The organism is Sphingomonas kyeonggiensis, from assembly GCF_014196745.1.
In the GTDB taxonomy this organism is placed as follows: Bacteria; Pseudomonadota; Alphaproteobacteria; order Sphingomonadales; family Sphingomonadaceae; genus Sphingomonas; species Sphingomonas kyeonggiensis.
In genome coordinates this window covers 1,023,946-1,042,433 of the sequence record NZ_JACIEH010000001.1, presented here as the reverse complement: position 1 = coordinate 1,042,433, position 18,488 = coordinate 1,023,946, and the positions used below count along the sequence as shown (strand labels likewise).

The window sequence follows — 18,488 nt, the reverse complement described above, 5'->3', positions numbered from 1 at the left end:
TGTCAGTTAATCCGCGCGCCAGGCCCCTTCCGGATGAAGCGGTTGACGAGCGGGATATCGATGTCCTTGAAGTCGAGATCTGTGACCCGCTCCGGCTTGTCGGTTCCGTTGAGCTTCCAGGCAGCGCGGAACTGCACTCTTCCCTTGCCGGCGGCGGGCGACACTTTCTTGCACGGTACGGGCGGCATGATCAGTCCGTCCTGATAGCCGGTGAGGATCGAGATGCCGCCGAGTCCGGTCTCGCTGGGCTTTCCGGCGAAGCTCCAGGTCTGGTCGCCGCCGATGCCCATGCACGGCTTCCAACTGGGCACGAGGCGAAGCTCGCCGATCAGTTCGATAGGCGGTGCGGCAAGATCCGCCGCCGATGCCGAAGGCTGGTAGCTGATATAGTCATAGTTCACGAAGAGGGCCCGCTCGACATTGGTGACGGTATGAGCCTGGGTCTGCGCATCGCCGGAACTGGGGTCGCCGCTGACCTGGATCCGGTAGCGGATCGCCTCGGGCGGCGCGTCCTCCGCCATCATGGAATTGACCAGCGCGCTCGTGAAAGTGACGATCGGTGTCGACTGGGAGGTACCGCTCATCCGGACGAGCTCATCGGTCTCCCCGATCCAGGAGCGGATCCGGCATCCCGGTGCTGCGGTGCCGACCTTCTCCTCGCTCGTATTGGAAAAGGCGACCAGTGGTTCGGCGGGCCCCTTGGTGGCACCCACCACCAGGATGTTCTGGGTCTTGGAGCCGCCCGCCAGCATCGCGGGATAGGAATTCTGCTCCTCTACACTCTTATAGCCATTGCCGGCCGCGACCACGAACAGAATTCTGTCGCGATTGTTCGAGGTCAGCAGGTTCAGGTCGGGCAACTGCTCGCGAGAATATTCGATGCTCATGTTGACGATGCGCGGATTCACCTTGCCGACGGCACTGATGATGTCCGAGACCGACAGGCCGTCGAGCTTGTCCTGTCCTGGGGAAACCGCGACCACCGCGATCGTCAGCCAGTTCTGCAACAAGCTCCGGTCGAAGCCGGGTCCGCCGAGCGTTAGTCCAAGCACATGCGTGCCATGCCCGCTCAGCTGGTCCGGAGCCGTCAGGCCATTCTCGTAGTTGATCGGCTTGATGGTCATCTTGGGACCGGGTTTCAGCACCGGACCGATGAGCCCGTCGGGATCGTTCTTGAGGAAGAGCGATCCGGCGTCCTTGAACGCGGTACCAAACTGCGCCTGCCCGCCAACCCTACGCGCGCCAAAAAACCCATTGTCGACGACAAGCAATCGCGTCGGATTGGGAAAGCCCATGTTGTCGCGCAGGAACCGGTAGGTCGCCGAGACGCGGACCGGATCGAACGGTGGCGTTTCGATGCCTACGCATTCCGGCGCCTCTGCAAAGCTGATCCGACCTTCGGAGTCTGTCAGCTGCGCTCCGGCGGAAATCGGTATGGTGGCCGTGGCTACCGTACCGGTCACGTCCTGAACGGGAAGCTTGCGGACGTCTTCGGCCTTCACGACCGCGACCGCATCATTGAGCTGGGACAGGAAATCGTCTTTTGATTTGAGCAGTTTCAACCGCGTGGGGCGCGTACTCCAGTTGTAGGTCAGCGACTGACCGATCTTAAGCGCATTGTTCGGGCCGATATCGGAGCCGGCGAAGAGCGCATTCCACGTCTTCGGACTTCCTGTGCTCCCCGTGAAGATCTCATAGAGCCTGGGAACATTGTCCTTATCGAGGACGGTATAGGTACCCTTGATGTTGTTGACGTAGAGGCATGCCGGCCAATGCAGGTTGTACGCCCTGTCGAGACTTGGCTGATCGGGGTCAAGGCCTTCCGCCTTCTTCCCATTCAGGGTGTGCAAGGCCGCAAAATAGGCGTCGGTCACGCTCCCGCACAGCTGCATCGCAATCTCGCGCGGCGTCTTGAGCCGAAGCTCCGGACTTTTGTCCGGCTCGAAGGCGGTCGGCTCGGCGGCCTCGGCGACCAGCTTGACGACATTGTCGGGCAGATTGGGATGGACGGCCCTGAGCGTGATGATGTCGGACGCCACATTCTGATCGGGAACCGGCTGCACGATAGACTTGTCGGCATTCTGCGCGATACCTACGGAGCCGGTGGCGACAATCGCGAGGATCGCAAGCAACCCGGTCGGTGCGAGCGGCTTCACAGGCAGCGTCCCTTATGGTCCTTGGCGGGATCGCCCACGATCTCGCAGACAAGTGCGCCGGGATTGGCCGCACGCCAGGCCTTGAGCAGGTCGGCGAAGACGGGGTGCGAAAGCGCTACGACGGTAGAGCGATACTTCACGTTGCCGGACCCGCCCGCCACACTGAAATTGATTCCGCGGACACTGCGCTCGGCTTCCTGCGACTTGGTGGTGATGCCCGTCATGAGTGGGCCGCCAGAATCGCCCGGGCAGAGAGCGGGCTCCGACCCGTCGGAATTGATGAGGATCGCCAGCGAGGCCCCCGACGCCTTTGCGACCTTTTCGTCGCCGATACGGAAGGAACGCGATTTCGGTCCAGGAACAATCTGGCGATCGGCGTCGAGCGACATGGACTCGCACCCATAGCCGACCAGCAGCACTGGCTCGTCCTCGGTGACCGGCCGGGTGTCGACCGAGTCGAAGAACATGTCGCCCGGCAGGAGCTTGGCGTTCGGGGGCGGCTTGAGCCGACATAGCAAATAGTCGAAGCTCCAGTCAGTCTTCTGGCGGTCGCTGCGCATGCAGGCGAGATCCCAGTTCTTCCCGTCGATCTGCACGGCGGCTGGGCGAAGCCCGCCGCTTCCGTCGACCATACAATGTGCGGCAGTGAGCACCGCCTCAGGTCCAACCAGCGTCGCGGTGCAGTAATCGTCACTCTTTTTCAGGAGATCGAAGTCAGTGACGAGGATGTTCCGGAAATAGCGCGGATCAGCCTCGACGCCACGGAACACCTTCGTGCCGCCCTGTGCGACTTCAGCGTCCACGAACTTGAAGACGATCCGATCGGCTTCCTGCGCATACGAGGATACCGCGACCAACAGGCCGGGCATCGCCAGGAAAATCCCCCTCAATCGCATAGCTTATCCCCCACCGCGATTAAGTGATCAGCGAGCGCGAGAGTCAATCTATAGAATCGGACGAAATATTCTCTCCGCCTGAAAGTCTCTCTTGGGCCTACTCAAGATCATGTCAGCAGAATTAACCATTTTGGACTTATTTCAAACCACTGACGCTCCAAGGATTTCTTACGAACCGGCTCGACGCTTGAGCCACGCGCCGGAGGTGTGCCACCGGGCGGAAACCGGGGCGACCGCGCGCTGAGACGCGACGGCAGATGGTGGGACGCGCCTTCCTTCCCGTTTGGGCGTGGCCTGCTGCAGCTTTCCAGCAGATCCGGCATGCGGGGAAACGCTCCTCGAGAAACGACGCCTCGCACAACCCGACGGCACGCCGATCGCCTCCCATATCCCTTTGCTCGCTCTCGCTGCCGCAGATGCGGATCGACTGCTGATGCGCCCCAGGCTGTAATCTCGGCAAGCCAAAGAGTTGTCGGTCCGTGCTCCGCCGGAAGCGGAACTGCGGCCATGGCTCTTCTGTTTCGACAATGCCGATCCGGCCATCGATGGAGACCTCAATGCCCGCACAGCAGCTGGAAATCGACGACACGACCGTGTTCGACAATCTCGATGATCGCCAGGTCGAGTTCGATGCGGAGGTCGATGGCGAGGAATATCAGTTCGCGGTGCAATATAGCGTGCTCGAGGCGCTGACGGGCGACCAGCCGGATGGTGATGCCGAGAGCCGGTTCCGCCAGCATGTCGATACCATCAGGGAAGCGGCGCTCTCGGCGCTATCCAACGGACCCGACCGGCCGCTGATCGTCGTCAGCGAAAACGATCTCGATCGATGAGCGTGCGCACATGACCGAAGCTGGACCATGAGCGCGTCGCTCGAAAATGTCGTGCGCGGCGACGACGATATGGCGGAGGTCACCAATCTCCGCGAGGCGGTGCGGGTGTGGCGTGCACTCGACGCCGATCATCGCGCGCATGCCGTCCTCATCCTCGACCATCCGGTGCGGATCGACGGTGCGCCGGTCAATCGCTTCGAGGGCGAAGGCATTTCGGCGCTGGCCGAACGGCTTGCCGATTGAGAAGGAAAATGGCCCAGCCGCCGAGGCTGCCGGGCCCAAAGTCAAGGAACCCCCTCCAGGAGCGGATCCCCTCGGGTCGCAGAGATGTGATACGACGACCTGACCTCGCTGCATTGGACACGTCCGATATCTAGGCCCAGTTGATGCGGTTTCGGCGCATCTATATCGCAAGACATGCCTGCCCTGCCGGCCCGAGACGCCAGGCACTGGCCGACTCAAGCGCAGGCGGGTACATTGACACCCATGGACACCGAGACGCTCAGGGTGGTCGCAGGGCTGGCGCGCAAGCGCGCCGCGCGGAACGGTGCCGACCATGGTGACGGGATGGCCCGGCTCGGCGCGCAACGCGCGCTCACCCAGCTGGCGATCGATCTGGAAGTCACCGCCGCCGAGTTCGACCGCCAGGACCGCCGCGTCCGCAAGCGCCCCGCCGCATAGCACCCACCCCAACCGACGCTCCGCCCGCCCGCGCCTTTACCCTTCCGGCAGGCGGGCGTTACCCGCAGGGCCGATAGCACGCCGGTCCCCGCCATCCGGCGGGGAGCCGCCGCAACCGTATCTAGGAAGCGGCACCGCCCACGCCCCTGCGCCATCAGGTGGGAAAAACTTCCCCTTCGACATCCCTCGCCAGAATTGGCCAGGGCTTACGGGAGCCAAGATCGGGGTGTCTGGGCTCCTCGATCGCGCGCCCATGTTCGTCGCGTAGATGATCGATATACTCCAGCGCGGCCGCGGCCGGGTCGTTTGGGCCGCCATCGGTCGTTTCATGGAGCAGCCGGCAACGTAGTTCGGGCGAAGCCACTGGGACGACCGAATAGCTGTTGCTGTATTCGGGCAAAGGAACGCGACCCGTGACAAGTCCCTCCAACGCCCGGAAGTCGATCAGCCTCTTGCGCCATGTCCGTTCGAGATCGACGAGGAGCAGGATACCATCGACATCTGGCTGCTGCGCCACGGCCAATGCCAGCTCGATGTGTCCCGGGGTAGGCTCGCTTCCCCGCAGGCGCGCATAGAGCCTTGCACGAACGTGAGGGTGAGCCTCCAGGCCGATCGCAAGATCGCGCGTTACATTCCAGCTTTCGCGAACATCCATATCCATCGTGACGGCAGTCAGGTCGATCAGCTCTTGCAGGGCATACTCGCTGTCCAGCTTGAAGGCAGCGCTCATCCAGCCATGATAGCGCTTGCGGACCGGGAGGCTCGCGCCAAGCGCGAACAACGCCTGCTCGGCTCCAGCGGAAGGAGAGTGCACCAATCCCGAAAAGAGTCCGTCCAGCCGATCGTCGGCCCGCTGTTGGGGTGGAATTGCCATGACGATGGGAACCAGCCGAGAAAGGTCTTCGGCAAAGGGCAGCAGGATCAACCAGTCCCGCAGCCGCCATCCATCGCCCTCATCGATCATCCATCGCTTGGTTTGAGCGGCAGCGAACAGGTCGTCGATCCCCCGCTCGAGATCTTCCATGGCGACCGGCTCGCCCGATCGGATCAGGTTCAACAACAATCGTGCCCTCGCTTCGATCGGCGCGGAGTCGATCAAAGTTCGAAACAGCGCGCCATGACCGCCATGTGGTATCGGCGCAGCGATCGTCGCGAACGCGAGAGCGCGTGCCGCGCCGTCTGCACCGGCATCCTGAATCCGCCCGGCGGCCGCCAGGATCGCGTCCGCCTCCACGGTCGACGCTGCAGGATTGTCGAGCCATTCCCGGCGAAGTGCGCGAACCCGACTGAAGTCGGGTCCGCCACCGAAGCGCGTTTCCATCACTGGCCGGTGCGCGGACAGCCACTGCTCGGCCAGCACGCCCGCGGCCATCTGCCCGAAATCAGGATCATCGAGATAGGCGAGCATCAACTCGGTCGTCCGCGGATCCACGATCGCGGCAAATGCGCGCCGATACATCTCGGTCAAAGGCGACTGCGCTTCCTTCGCAGCCACGCTGTTCTGCCAGTCAGAGGCGTGGGCGCTCGCGCGAGCGTCGCGCAGGCGGCGCAAATTGTTATCGAGCATGCGCCCCAACGGATCCAGGAACCGCGGGTCCGGGATGCGGGCCATCAAGCCAGCGACTTCGCCAATATCGTGGCGAGAGGCTTCTTGCGAGATCAGTCGTTCCGCCCAGTTCAGCGCGAGATCACGTGCGACGTCGAGTGCCTCTACGGTGAAAGGCCGTGCGCGGTCCCCTTCATCCCGATTATGACGCGCGAGGATCGCTGCGAAATGGCCGAGATCTTCTGCGCTCGCCTTTGGTGAGCGCTGCGCGACTGCCTCCACCAAGCTCAGTGCAGATACATGTGCCAATGCGGTTTCGAGCGCCTGCCGGCGGTCCGACAACGCGTTGTCATAGGGCTTTGACCGGTCCGCTTGCTGTTTTCTGATCTCGATCACGATGTCGAGAACGCGGCCTGCCGAAACAGGCCCGAGGACGGATGCCGCGGCTTCAGCCCGATCATCGCGCTGCTTCCCCTCGAGAATGATCGCAACCAGCGCCTCATCCTCGATCGCCAAACTCGACCCCGCGAGGAGGTCGGCCGCCCGGAAGAAGAAGCTTCCACCGTCGCGCAGACGCGCAACCAGGCCATCGACCACTGCCTGCGGATGGATCGCGAAAGCGTGATAGATCAGGCTCGTCGAGACATCCTGAATGCTCTTGATGTCGACCGTCCGCACGAGCGCGCGCAGTTCGTCGAGATCGGGGTCGTGCACATAGTCGAACGCGATCGCCCGAAGCCTGTCGAGCGGCGACGCCTTCGCCGCAAACCGCTGTCGCGCGGCCTCCAAGCGTGCCCGGATCGCTTCGTCGGCTCCCTGAGGCGGATCGAAACCATGCGCGACCATATGGTCGAACACCCCGTCCGGCGCCGATCCAAACAAGCGTGACAATTGCCGGTCCGCGAGGCGAAAGCTCAAGGAGTCGGCAGCCTGGATCTGGACGTCGAGATCCGGATCGCCGGTCGCGACTTCGGTTGCAAGCTCGAGCGCCTCGACGCTCCCATCCATCGCGAGTTCGCTGACCAGGACAGCCCGCACGGTCGCCGGCAGCGCGCGAATCCGCCAGGCCGCGTCCGGCCCGAACAACGCTGGACGGATCCTCGGCGTGGCGCGGAGCGCCCGATAGCTCATCTGGTCATCCGCTGCGGTGATGAGCGGCCACACGATGTCCCGAAATTCTGGTCGCGCGCTCGCCATCATGAAACGAAGAGCCCGGTCGGCATCGCCAGGTACATGCCAACGTCCTACCCGAGCCATCACCCGTGTTTCGACCAAACCCCAGACCTTGTCGGTTGCGCGGTAGATCATCTCCGCGGCAAGCATGGGATCGACGTCGAAGGCAGCAATCACTGCTTCCGCACATGCCGCGATCTCGGCCTGACCAGAGCGCGCCATGCGCTCGACCGCGAACAGAATGGGCTCTTCCCAGGCGGGAAGATCGAGGATTTCCGCTTTGAGCGCCTTGCACGCGTCGGGATCCGACTCTGCAGCCATCATGCGGGACGCAACCTCGTGCGAGGCAAACCACTCCTGGAACTGCTGATGCTGAAAGGCGATTCCCGGAGGATCGCCCGACCGCACGAGCATGGTGTTGTCGACCAGCGCGGTGATGAGGTTGCCGGGATCAAGCGGGGCAGCCAATTGCCCATCCTCGATCAGCACACTGATCGAAGCGCTGACCGTCCGGCGGGCATCGGCGATCGAGACGGATGTATTCGCCGTGCGGGTGGCCGCCATGGCCAGGCTGCCGAGCAAATACCGGTGATGGCCCTTTGCGACGCGTTCCAATTCCTCGGCGCGGGCAGCATCGGTCTCATGGGCCTGTACGAAGCGCCGGAGCAGTTCCTCACGCGTTTCCGGAAATTGCCCGGCGCCAAGGGACAGCAGTACCGTCAGATAGAGCGGGATCGGGACGAGGTCTCGAACCCCGGTCGCCCGCCAGGCGCGGTCGAGCAAGGCCGGGCCGGCGTCGCCGATCAGCGTCGTCGCAATGGCGAGTTGCTGCGCTTCGCTCAACGGAAGAAGGTCGACCCGCTTTCCCGACAAGGGCACATCGAGCGCTTGGCGGCGCGTGGCGATTATCAGCGCCAGCCGTGGCAATTCGCCCTTGAGCCGTTCGAGCTCAATACGCGCGCGCTTCCGCGCATCGGCATCTAGCTCGTTCCAACCGTCGAGCAGCAGCACCACATCGCCCTCGGTCGCAGCTGCACGGAGTGCAGTTTCGCCAACACCGCGAAACGCCGCGCGCGCGAGTATGGAAGCAAGCAGCCCCGCTCCTTCGGCGGCCCAGTCGCCGAGGCCGACAAATAGCGGGATTCCATTGCTCGACGCCACGCTCTCCGCGATCTGGAAGAGGGTCGTCGTCTTGCCCATCCCGGGCGGTGCGGTGAGGATGAGATCCCCGAGCTGCAGCGCTACCGCCGCGAGCGCCTTGGTCGAGACCGGATCGTCGATCCCCTCTACCTTGAGCGTCAGCGAGACATTGCTCGATGGCCATTTCGGCAGGTTTCGCAATATCTCGAGGTCGGCGCGCGCGGCATGATGCAGGCCGTCGGACGCGGGTCGCGTCACCTCTAGCGCTCGGTTCGCGTGCCGCGTCACCCGCATGAACGCCTCGAGCTCGGCCTCGCGCTTCCACTGGCGCAATTTCTCGACGGTGTAGAATTTCACATCACCATCGATGGCGCGGCCATGGTCCGAGCACATCCAGATGCCATTACCAGCCGCGCTGCGCTCAGCCGGCGACATGGACGCGTCGTAGCGCGGACCACCCTCCGCCGCGGCGCAGATATGTGCCGCAGTGCCGATATCGAGGATGCCGGTCCCATCAGATGTCGCTCCGAAGGTGAAGGCGCCACAGCCAGGATAGGAGCAGAGACCTCCGACTGCCTTGAAGATCGTCGTGCGGGTAGCAGCGCTGAAATTATCCCTGCGGCTCGCGCGGCGATCTGTCGGGTCAAGGGGCGTTCTATCGGTCACGAAACCGCGAGCCTAGTAGGCGGCGAACCCCGCGTCACGCCGCTGGCGAAGTCATGACGGGCAGTTCGGCGAAAAAATTGTTCACAAGGCTTCGTTCCCGCCCAACGCGCATCTTCCTCCCCGTCTCCATGCGCTCGATAGAGGCGCTCAGCGCGCTACTACTCGCTGTCTGAGCGTGCGGCGGCATGGCCGTCCACGCGCGTGTGCCGTTATACGATCCGGACGGCGAACCCTGGGATGAGCCGGTGCGCCGCGTCGAGAATGTCGTGCCGTATCGCGTCGAGCTCGTCGCCTACGCCCATGTCGAGGAAGAAGGTCGGACAGCTGGCATCCTCGCAATCGCAGTGACGGATCGCGCCTTCTTGCATGCGTTTCTTGAAGAGACGGCGCAGGGCATCGAGCGCGAAGACGACCCCCTCGAGTTGCTTGCGGATTGCCGGATCGCCGACGTCGCGCCACGAGGGGAGACGACGGATCACGTCGCCCTCGCGGGTGCGCCAGACGCCCGTGTTAAGCGCACCGATCGTGTCGTCGATCGCCTGCTGGAAGCCCGACAGACTGCATTCCGCGTAGAAGGGTGTCCAGAAAGCGGGGCGTTCGAATATCTGTCCGATTTCCCGCAGCATCTCCTCGTCGCTCAGCTCGACAAAAGACGACACGAAGCGCCGAAGACCCTCGCCATCGTCGGGAAATGCGACGCCTTCGATGAACCGCCTCAGCAGGAATTCGCCTCGCAGTCGCAAATTCTCCTCGAACTCGCTTCCCGACCAGATCGTCACCGGCTCCAGCTTGAGTTTCTTGCCTGCTTCCTGGATCGCCCTTCGCCGTGCAGCCGAGACATCGCCGCGACAGACGAACTTGAATGCCTTGAGATGGTCGCCCTCCTCCCCAACTGCGCCCGTCATATCGTGCTTCGCCTTATCGAGCGTCAGCACGTCGCGATTGGCACATTGGATGACGGTGCGCCGTTGGCTCCCATCCTCCAGGATCTCATTGCCGATGATGTCGCGGCCCTGGTCGCTGCCGGTCTTGCCGTACCAGGCCAGGTCGGTCCATCCGGCCCGGAGATGATAGGCGAAGACGAGACGTTCGAATTCGGTGCCGCCAAAGTCCTCAAAATGGACCGGACCGACCTTCGTGTTGAGCATAGCGCCCTCCCCCTTCGAATCTCCAGCTATCGCGTGCGCTGCAGACGGGCAAGCTGCCCAAATCGGCGCAAGATCATATGGGTGTCCTGACAGAATATGGTTTTGGAAGATCTCTGTGCGATCCGTCCATTATTGACCGAATCGGCTGCAACTTTCTAAGCCGCTGCACCATTCCCAGCCGGCCTCGTCCGGCGACTTGCGGAGATATGCCTTGGCCGATGCCGAAACGCTGATTACCCTGACCGCCGAGATCGTCGCCTCGCATGTCGCCAATAACAGCGTGGCACTGGGTGACGTGCCCGTCCTGATCGCGAACGTTCATGATGCTCTGGCGAGTCTCGGCACCGAGGTAGCCGAACCCGAGGCGAAGCAGGAGCCGGCGGTTTCGATCCGCGCTTCGATCAAGCCGGATTATCTGGTCTGCCTCGAGGACGGCAGGAAGCTCAAGATGCTAAAGCGGCACCTGATGACGCAATATCAGCTCACACCTGCCGATTATCGCGCCAAATGGAACCTTCCCGATTCCTATCCGATGGTCGCGCCGAACTACGCCGCGCAACGCAAGGATTTGGCGTTGAAAATTGGCCTAGGACGCAAGCCTGCCGCCAAGAAGCCCGTCCCGAGGCGCACCAAAGGCAAAGACTGACCGAACGCCTCTAAGTCGGGTCGGCTTAAGTGTTCCGAAGGACCCGAGAGTGGCGGAACGATCGGTTTAAGGTCGACGCGGGATCAGCCACGCCGCCGGTGCGCGCAGCCGCGCCTCGTTCAATCGAAGAAGCGCGCCTTATCGTGCTTCTTCCCCTCGTCGGCGACCTTCTTCTTGGCCTTGGCGATATAGTCCTCCGCATCGAACCGGAACTCCGCGGGAAGATCTCTCAAGGCGTTTCCGAGCCAGAGCGGGTCGCCTGGGTGGCCTAGCAGGTACGGATCGACAAGGCGGATGATCGCGCGCATTTTGCTCCAGGCCAGCGGACGCGGCGCGCCCTGCAACTGGGTCATCAGTTCCGCGGCCGAAGCCTCCATCGATCGTCGTCGCAACGCGGCGAGTGCCGCCATTTCGATATCGCGAACCCGATCCTCCGCCAGCAGTTCAAGAAAATCGACCGGCTCGCTATGGGGAAGCCATTGAGCTAGCTCGGCGGCCTGAAGCCGTTCCGCCTGGTTGGCCGATATCGCCCAGGCCTCAAGCAGTGCGCGATATTCCGATTTCGGAGCCCACCACCGAAGCAGGCGGGCAAGCCACCAACGCAGCTCTTGCTTCCTCTCCGCATAGCCCGTCAAAACGATGGGCAGGGCACGCACGCTGTCCAATTCCAGCAGCATGCGCGCCGCGATCGGTTCGCGGTGCCGGACAAACAGGCGCTCCGCCGCGGCGAAGGCCTCCGCCGGGGATGTCACGCCTAGGTGACGGATCGCACCGATCGGGTGGTCACCCCAATCGCTAGGGCTACGGAATGCCAGATCACGTACAGCTTCCTGCGCCTCGCGATCACCTGATTCCGCCAGGCGGATCAGCAGCTGGGATTGGCGATCGCGCGCGCGCCCGCGCAATCGCCGCCGCAGGAAGGACAGTGCGCTCTCGGCGCTGTCCTGATGCTCGAGCAGCTCTTCAACGACTGAAAATTCTTGATGCTGAAGGACTCGTTCGGGGAGTGTCTCCAACCAGCGGACGACAGCTTGCCGCGCCTCCGCATCGCCACAGGCGGCGAGGTAGAATGCATTGAACCCGCCCTTCTCATCGGTGTCCAGGCCTGGGGCGAGGCGCGGAAGCAGTCTCGGGTCATACAGGCCATTGTGCCGGAACACACCGATGGCCTCCTGCAGCAAGTCGCCGTTTCGGCGTTTCAGGACAGCCTCGATGACCGCGTCGAGCAGATCGCGCCGCCCGGAAAAGGCAGCCATGTTGATCGCGAGCCGAGCCTTCTCCACCGTGCCGGTCTTCAGGTAACGAAAATAGGTCGCTGCCTCGGCATCGTCCATCGGCGGCCGCGAGCTGCGGATCTCCGCGGCCTTGTTGTAGACCGGGCCGCCCGCGGCCACGAGTGCGGCGAGGCCGGCGTCGGATCGATGCGCCGCAAGGGCATTGTAGAGAAGCACCTCGCGATACCTGCGTGCCTCGTCAGGTTTCGAGAATTGGCGCAGCGCTTGGGTAACTTCCGGCGAATCCGACCAGAGCGCGGTCAGCAGGCCATCCTCTTTCCCCTCTTCACTCGCGCGACGCATCTCCGCGACCGCGAGTTGATCGAAGCCGTCCCCCGCCATCATGGCCAGCACATTGCGGGCATTGTTGCCGAGCGTGTCCATCACGCGGGAGGTACGACCGAGCCGTTGCGAGGCACGCGCCGCCAGGCTTGCCTCGAGACCGGTGCCACGGCGCCGTAAGACGCAGTCGATCTGCTCGGGAGTGCAGAGCGAGGCGATAAAGTCGAGCGTTCGCCAGTGATTTCCGAGCGGGTCTTCGCCTTCCTCCACCGGGTCGTTGAGACGCAATTCGAACTCGTCGAGGAAGATATCGAGCGTTCCGATGTCGACCAGCTCCATTCTCGGCTGAAACAGTCCTCGCGACAAATGAAACGGCTCATATTTGATCCGTTCTCTCGGCCGGAGCACCGCGGTGCTTTGCTTGCCCGTGCGATGGACTAGCGCATCGAGCCACCAGGAGGAGGTCCCACTCAGATCATCCATATCCGTCTTCGCGATCCGGGCGAGCGCGCGGTCGGGATCGAGGCGCACGAGCGCGTCGATCTGAAGCGCGATGGCATGGCGGTCGGCGGTCTCGAGGGGCACATCGAGCCGGGCGATCTCGTCATGATCCGCGAATTCGCGGATCGCGCGCAACACGGCAAAGGACGCCATTCCCAAGGCGTTGATCAGTTTCGCCTTGTGCCGCATCCAAATCGGCAACGCGTCGCGCTGCTCGATATTAAGCAGGATCCACAGCAGCTGCTCAAGCACCGCCGGGTCGCTGGACTCTTCCGCGCGGCCGTCGATCCAGTCCGGATTTGCCTTTGCTGCGGTGGTCAAAGCGGCGAAGCTGATCTGATGATTGGCGTGACGCTGCGCATACGCGTCCGCGTCGTCCTTCCGCTTGAGGATGACCGAATGCTCGATATGAATTTCGAGCATGCGGTCGAGCGCGGCTATGGCCGGCACGGCGCGAAGCGCGTTGAGCGCAAAAATGCGCTGCGCCTTTAGCGGCGAGTCCAGCAAGGGAAGGAGCTGCTGCCGCACTTGTTGCGGACCGCTGCGGGCGATGCTGCGCAGGGCACGGGCAAGATAAGGGCGCCACAACCATTCATTCCCCCCGCCCATCGGATCATCGACCATCCGCCGGATTGCGGGGATGATCGGAGCGCCGATCGTCGCGAGATTATGCGAGAGAAACAGCTCCTCACCGCTCCGCATGGCGATTTCGCGCGCATGAGAGAGCAAGAAGCTTGCCAGCAATTCGGTCTCTCCGGCTACGGCCAGATTCCAGATCAGGTCGAGCAGGACATAGCCCAGGCGGTTACCAAGCGGATCACCCTGCCGGGTTCGCAAATCACTGATCCCCCGAACCAGGGTCTCAAGCGCCGCTTGATCGAGCTGTCTATCGACCACCCGATCTGTAATCGCGCACGCAAGCGCCCAGTTGAGCAGCCGGTCATGCGCGAAGGACAAGCCGTCGTCATTTTCCTGGACCAGCCCGACCAGGATCAGTCGCCGCACCGCCTCGTCGTCGAGCTGCGTTCTGCGGAGCCGGATCGGAAACGGATAGGCGGATCCTTCACCGAGAAGCGTGCCCGCCAGCGCCTTCAGCCCCTCGCCATCCGACTTGTGCTCAGGCTGATCACGATAGCGCCGTGTCGCAAACGCCCAATAGGCTTCCATCAACCGGTATTCGTCAGGATCCGACCAGCTTGTCGTTTCGGGCAAACGGACAAAGGTCGCGGCGAGAATGGGCCGGGCGAGCCAGTCCACCACATCGTCTGGGATGGGCGCCGGATCCCGCCCCGCGCGCTCCAGAAAACCGCGAAGCTCGGCGCGGTCGAAATTGGGTATCGAGTAGACCGAAATCTCCCAGGACGCCGACAGAAGATCCTCGATGCCGGGCTGTGCCGAGAGGACCAGGCGGATACCGAGATCGCTCCATCTGGCCGCGATCAGCTCCCGGGCAAGCGCGCGATCGTGAAGATCGTCGAGATAGACGGTGAGCCAGTAGCCGTCCTTATCTTCCAGGCCCGGCCGCAGCCGCTTCGCGACGGTCACGAGCGGCAGGAGATCCGAATAATTGGGCAGCCAGACGCGCTTGACGATCTCGGCTTCGATCGCCGCGACCGTGCCCTGTGCGGCCAGCAACACCACCGGGCGCCCTTCGCTCGCCTCTGCGAGCGCCGCCCGGCACAAGACCCAGGTCTTTCCCTGCCCGGATTCCCCGCCGAGCAGGGATACCGCCGACACCATGCGCAGCGTCGACGCGCGCGCTTCTTCGCCCGGACGATATTGCAGCGTCGTCGCGTCCTTTGCGGCCGTGTCGGCAAGCATCCGGGGAAGCCGCGCGATATGCAGGAGGCGCTCGGGATCGAGATGGTTGTTGCGCAGCAAGGTGCTCATCCGGAGGCTGGCGCTGCTGCGCGCCAGCCCGAGCACGTCGCTAAGCAGCTTTCCGCGATGAAATTCGACAAGATCCTCGTTGTCCGCCAGGATGGCGATCAGTCGGTCGATCTCGCCGATCATCCGATCTTCGGCAACGGTTACGATTTCGAAAGACCGCAACACAGCCCAGAGGCGCCGCCGCGCCGCAGCCGTGTTCGCGCCCGCGCGATAAGCGAGCCGAAGGAACATGCTTCGCGCCGTCTGCCGGGCCCGGCCATAGCGAAAGCATTTCTCGCCGTCGTCGAGCGCGTCTGGACTCTCCAGGGGATTGCCCCGCATCGCCGCCGCATAGTCGCGAAGCTCGGTCAAACCCTCGTCGCGGTCCGTCGTGAATCGGTATAGTTGCGGCTTCGTCGGCGCTGCCGGTACGGCCTTTATCAGGTCGGGAAATACTTCCTCGGCAATCTCTCCCGCAGACCAGGGCTTGATGCCGCGCCGCATCTTGATTTGCTCGATGATGATCTCGTCACTTTCCCGGTGCAGATCTCCGGCGGGCGGCTCGAGAGTCAGCAGCGCCTCTGCGCCAGCCTCGTCCGAGCGCACATGCTCCACCACGGCATCGAACCCAGCCGCGAGCGACCGGAACATCTGGAACAGGATGCCGGCGATGGTCGCAGGGCCGCCGACCAGCCCCTTGGTGGCGGTCATCAGGAGATAGTCGCGCAATGCCCAGGCCCAGGCAATATCTGAGCTGCATCCGGATCTGCGGTGCCGCTCAGGAATCCGCTGTCGAGAAAGACCGGCGCGGCCCCCGGCAGGCCTACCAGGGCAGCGCCTCGATGAAGAGAATGAGCTCCTGAAATCCAGCTGGCTCGAAGGCGATACCGTTGACGCCCGCGCTCAAGGGAAAGCGCACCGCCGAGTCGATCACAGCCTGCACATCCGATTGCCGGTCCGGATCCCAGGCGGTCGTCCATTTGGCGAGCGCGGTGATCCGCGCATGCAGCGCTGCGGAAACGAGCGGATCCTCACCCAACCCGGCATCGCTCGCATATGCCTGTAGCGCAATTGCCTGTGCCGCGGGATCGCGCCGCGCGGGATCGGGAAGCGCCGCCAGTGTTTCCATCGCACCTTGGAACTGGCCGGCAGTGATTGCCACCGCGTTGAGCAGGCCGAGAATGTCGTCGGCCTCGGTAGCAGCGCTGCGAACGGGTTCTGCCAGCATCATCGCTCTCCTAGAATATGAGCGCCGCCTGGGTTGGCGCGTCGCCGATCTCCTCGACCACGAATGTCCGGGCGGGCGGTGTCACGAGTAGCTCGCCTATGGGCACAAGGCCGTCGAGCCATTGCATGACTTGCCGGCGATGAATGATCGCGCCGTGCCGGTCCTGATAGGGCGCAACCTCGAGATTGGCGTCGACTGTGATAATCTTGAAGCTCAGCGGCCATCCCGCCAGCGCTGGCTCCCAGACGCCGGCGAGGTAGAAATGATTGCCGCCGTCGAGTTGCGCCCGATAGCGCTTCTTGCCCACCCTCATCTCGAACTGGGTCGCCGGGATGAGGCAGCGATGGCTCGGGAAGCTCTTCCCTTCCGAGCGAACGAACCTGTATGCCACCCCGTCGCTGAACCGCGGGTCCGAGCCCCAACGCGCGGCGATGGCCTGCGGCTTGTGCGGACTGTCCGGGCTGCGCCGGACGATCAGGCGTCCAGCGCCTGCTGGTGCATCGAGGTCGAACGGAGTTGGAGTCGGTTCCATCGCATTGAGAACATAATAGGAACGCGATTGAGTCGCAAGCGGACTTGAGGGTGTGACGGAATGTGTAACGACTATCGTCTCGAAGTGGATATCGCCTCGATCATGGAGGATTTCGACGAGCTCGAGATCGCCATCGAGCTTCCTGAAGGAACACCGAACGTCGAGGTACGCGAAGACATCAAGATCACCGATGTCGCACCGATCGTTCGAACGGCGGAAGGAAGACCACGCATCGGCGAGCTGGTGAACCGGCGCTGGAGCTGGCCGGGCCAGCGCGGCAAGCCCGTCTATAATTTCCAGGCCGACAACCGCGAATTCACTTCAAACCGATGTCTGATCCTGGCCGACGGCTTCTACGAATTCACCGACCCCGAAGCGCCCAAGCAGAAGCGCCTCGACAAATGGCTCTTCACCCTCGCCGACCATCGCTGGTTCTGCATTGCGGGAATCTGGCGCAAGCACCCCGAGCTCGGCGAAGCGTTCACCATGCTCACCCTGCCGGCCGGACCCGACATCGCGCCCTATCACCACCGCCAGATCATCCCGCTCACCCGCGATCGCTGGGCGGACTGGCTGGATCCGGCGGTCCCTGCCGAAGAGATCCTCAGATATCTTCCCAAGGGCAGCCTGACCGCGACGAGGGTTTACCCGCCTGCGGCCAGTGCGGAAGCGTCTCAGCCGGGGCTCGATCTTGACGCTCCCTAGCAGGCGCCGCCAGGCCTGCCCGTCTCCCTGGAGCGGTGAGCGCCCTCAAGGCTGCCACTCCGGTTCTTGAAGGATCGTAACATGTCCCTCGTCGCCGCGCGGATCATCGCGCCCGATACCGCGCATTGGTCGAGATGGCTCGACGATGCGGTCAGCGCCGATCCGCGTCGGCGCGAAGCGGGCCGCGCAATGCATGGGAAGCTAATCGATCAGGGCAAGGTGCCCCTCCTTTCGTTCCATCATCTCGAGGAACTGCTCTGCGTCGAGAGCGCGGAAAGCGCGCGGCAGCGCGTCGCCTATCTACAGTCGCTGCCGTTGATCGCGTGGACGCGGATGCCGGGCGAATCCAATGGCGTCGGGGCGATTATCGATATTCTTGCAGCCGAGGTCGTCGCGATAACCGAAGGCTGCAGCTCGGCGCTGGAGGTTCGGGACCAGGTACGCGCGCGCCTCATGCGAACGGGCTCCGGGGCCGAGGCGATTGGCCCGGACGGCTGGGTCTGGGAAATGGCGCGGCTGGCCATGCTGAATCGACGCCCGCATATCGGGATGGTCGCCGCTCTTTCCGACAGAGACGCACTCGACCCAAAACTTACCGTGGGAGAATTCCTGGCGAAGAACCAGAATACGCCGGAAGACCGTGAACGCGCGCTCGCGCATAAACATGCCGAGAAATATCGGGAAGCGCGGGAGTCAGACCCAAAGCGAAGCCACGCCGAAGCGCTCGCCATGGCAGATGCCTTTGTTGCGCGGATGCGCACATTGCTGCCGCCTGGGCAAATCGATCTGAAACAATTGCTCGTCACGACTTATGCGACCCAGCACGTCGACCCGGAAGATGTTCGTGACGACGCGACCTTCGGTGCTCTCTCCGAGCTCGGCATCTTGCGTAGCCAGCTCCACATCGCCGCCGAAAAGACCAGTCTCTCGTTTGAGCGCATCAAGTACATCGACAGTAATTTGCTCCCGAGCTGGCTGATCTCGCGCGCGCTTCGCGCCCATGGTCAGAAGCGCGTCGAACGCCCCGGCAGCAACGTCCATGATGAGCATCTGGCGGTGCTGGCGGCCTATGCGGACACGCTCTACGTGGACAAACGGACGCATGAGGATTTCACGCGTGTGCTCCGCAAGGCACCCCCGGTCGCGGCACTGGTCCAAGACGTAAGGAAGGCAAGCCAATACCCGAACCTGCTGGACTGATAGCCCGGCAAT

At 63.3% G+C, this 18,488-nt stretch carries 13 protein-coding genes; 6 read left to right on the top strand and 7 right to left on the bottom strand.

Annotated elements, in window-relative coordinates; genetic code table 11:
- Positions 1–2: 2 nt before the first annotated feature.
- Positions 3–2,156, bottom strand: coding sequence for a S8 family serine peptidase (locus tag GGR46_RS25800; RefSeq protein ID WP_183995129.1), 2,154 nt, complete (start codon positions 2,154–2,156; stop codon positions 3–5).
- Positions 2,153–3,025 (bottom strand): trypsin-like serine peptidase, encoded by an 873-nt coding sequence (locus tag GGR46_RS05035; protein ID WP_183995127.1) that lies wholly within the window; start codon positions 3,023–3,025, stop codon positions 2,153–2,155. The genes GGR46_RS25800 and GGR46_RS05035 overlap by 4 nt, the downstream gene beginning before the upstream one ends.
- 584 nt (positions 3,026–3,609) lie before the next feature.
- Between GGR46_RS05035 and GGR46_RS05030 the strand changes: the two genes are divergently transcribed.
- The 3 genes from GGR46_RS05030 (at position 3,610) to GGR46_RS05020 (ending at position 4,566) form a co-directional block, all read left to right on the top strand.
- Positions 3,610–3,885: a DUF1488 family protein gene (locus GGR46_RS05030; protein ID WP_183995125.1), complete on the top strand. Its 276-nt coding sequence runs from the start codon at positions 3,610–3,612 to the stop codon at positions 3,883–3,885.
- A gap of 27 nt (positions 3,886–3,912) precedes the next feature.
- A complete protein-coding gene (locus GGR46_RS05025; RefSeq protein ID WP_183995123.1) occupies positions 3,913–4,128 on the top strand; it encodes a hypothetical protein in 216 nt (71 codons plus the stop codon).
- 243 nt (positions 4,129–4,371) lie between these two features.
- A complete protein-coding gene (locus GGR46_RS05020) occupies positions 4,372–4,566 on the top strand; it encodes a hypothetical protein (RefSeq protein WP_246425900.1) in 195 nt (64 codons plus the stop codon).
- A gap of 154 nt (positions 4,567–4,720) precedes the next feature.
- Here GGR46_RS05020 and GGR46_RS05015 read toward each other — a convergent pair whose 3' ends face one another.
- Together GGR46_RS05015 and GGR46_RS05010 are read right to left on the bottom strand one after the other, a co-directional pair.
- The gene (locus GGR46_RS05015; protein ID WP_183995119.1) at positions 4,721–9,091 is read right to left on the bottom strand and encodes an NACHT domain-containing protein; all 4,371 of its coding nucleotides are present in this window, start codon (positions 9,089–9,091) and stop codon (positions 4,721–4,723) included.
- Between the two features lie 209 nt (positions 9,092–9,300).
- Positions 9,301–10,239, bottom strand: a complete 939-nt coding sequence (locus GGR46_RS05010; protein ID WP_221262557.1) for a hypothetical protein — start codon at positions 10,237–10,239, stop codon at positions 9,301–9,303.
- 211 nt (positions 10,240–10,450) lie between these two features.
- Here GGR46_RS05010 and GGR46_RS05005 point away from each other — a divergent pair, with 211 nt between their 5' ends.
- Positions 10,451–10,885 carry a Ros/MucR family transcriptional regulator gene (locus GGR46_RS05005; protein ID WP_183995117.1) on the top strand — a complete coding sequence of 145 codons (435 nt, stop codon included), beginning with the start codon at positions 10,451–10,453 and terminating at the stop codon, positions 10,883–10,885.
- A 119-nt stretch (positions 10,886–11,004) separates the two neighbouring features.
- Here the strand turns inward: GGR46_RS05005 and GGR46_RS05000 are convergent, their stop codons facing one another.
- From GGR46_RS05000 to GGR46_RS04990, 3 genes are all read right to left on the bottom strand, one after another.
- Complete coding sequence (locus GGR46_RS05000) at positions 11,005–15,522, bottom strand: hypothetical protein (protein ID WP_183995115.1); 4,518 nt, start codon at positions 15,520–15,522, stop codon at positions 11,005–11,007.
- A 112-nt stretch (positions 15,523–15,634) separates the two neighbouring features.
- On the bottom strand, positions 15,635–16,039 hold the full coding sequence (locus GGR46_RS04995) for a hypothetical protein (RefSeq protein ID WP_221262556.1): 405 nt from the start codon (positions 16,037–16,039) through the stop codon (positions 15,635–15,637).
- A 10-nt stretch (positions 16,040–16,049) separates the two neighbouring features.
- On the bottom strand, positions 16,050–16,571 hold the full coding sequence (locus GGR46_RS04990; RefSeq protein WP_183995111.1) for an SOS response-associated peptidase family protein: 522 nt from the start codon (positions 16,569–16,571) through the stop codon (positions 16,050–16,052).
- Positions 16,572–16,631: 60 nt separating this feature from the next.
- Between GGR46_RS04990 and GGR46_RS04985 the strand changes: the two genes are divergently transcribed.
- Both GGR46_RS04985 and GGR46_RS04980 read left to right on the top strand, forming a co-directional pair.
- Positions 16,632–17,276, top strand: a complete 645-nt coding sequence (locus tag GGR46_RS04985; protein ID WP_183995109.1) for an SOS response-associated peptidase family protein — start codon at positions 16,632–16,634, stop codon at positions 17,274–17,276.
- Between the two features lie 81 nt (positions 17,277–17,357).
- On the top strand, positions 17,358–18,476 hold the full coding sequence (locus GGR46_RS04980; RefSeq protein ID WP_183995107.1) for a hypothetical protein: 1,119 nt from the start codon (positions 17,358–17,360) through the stop codon (positions 18,474–18,476).
- The last annotated feature ends 12 nt before the right edge of the window (positions 18,477–18,488 follow it).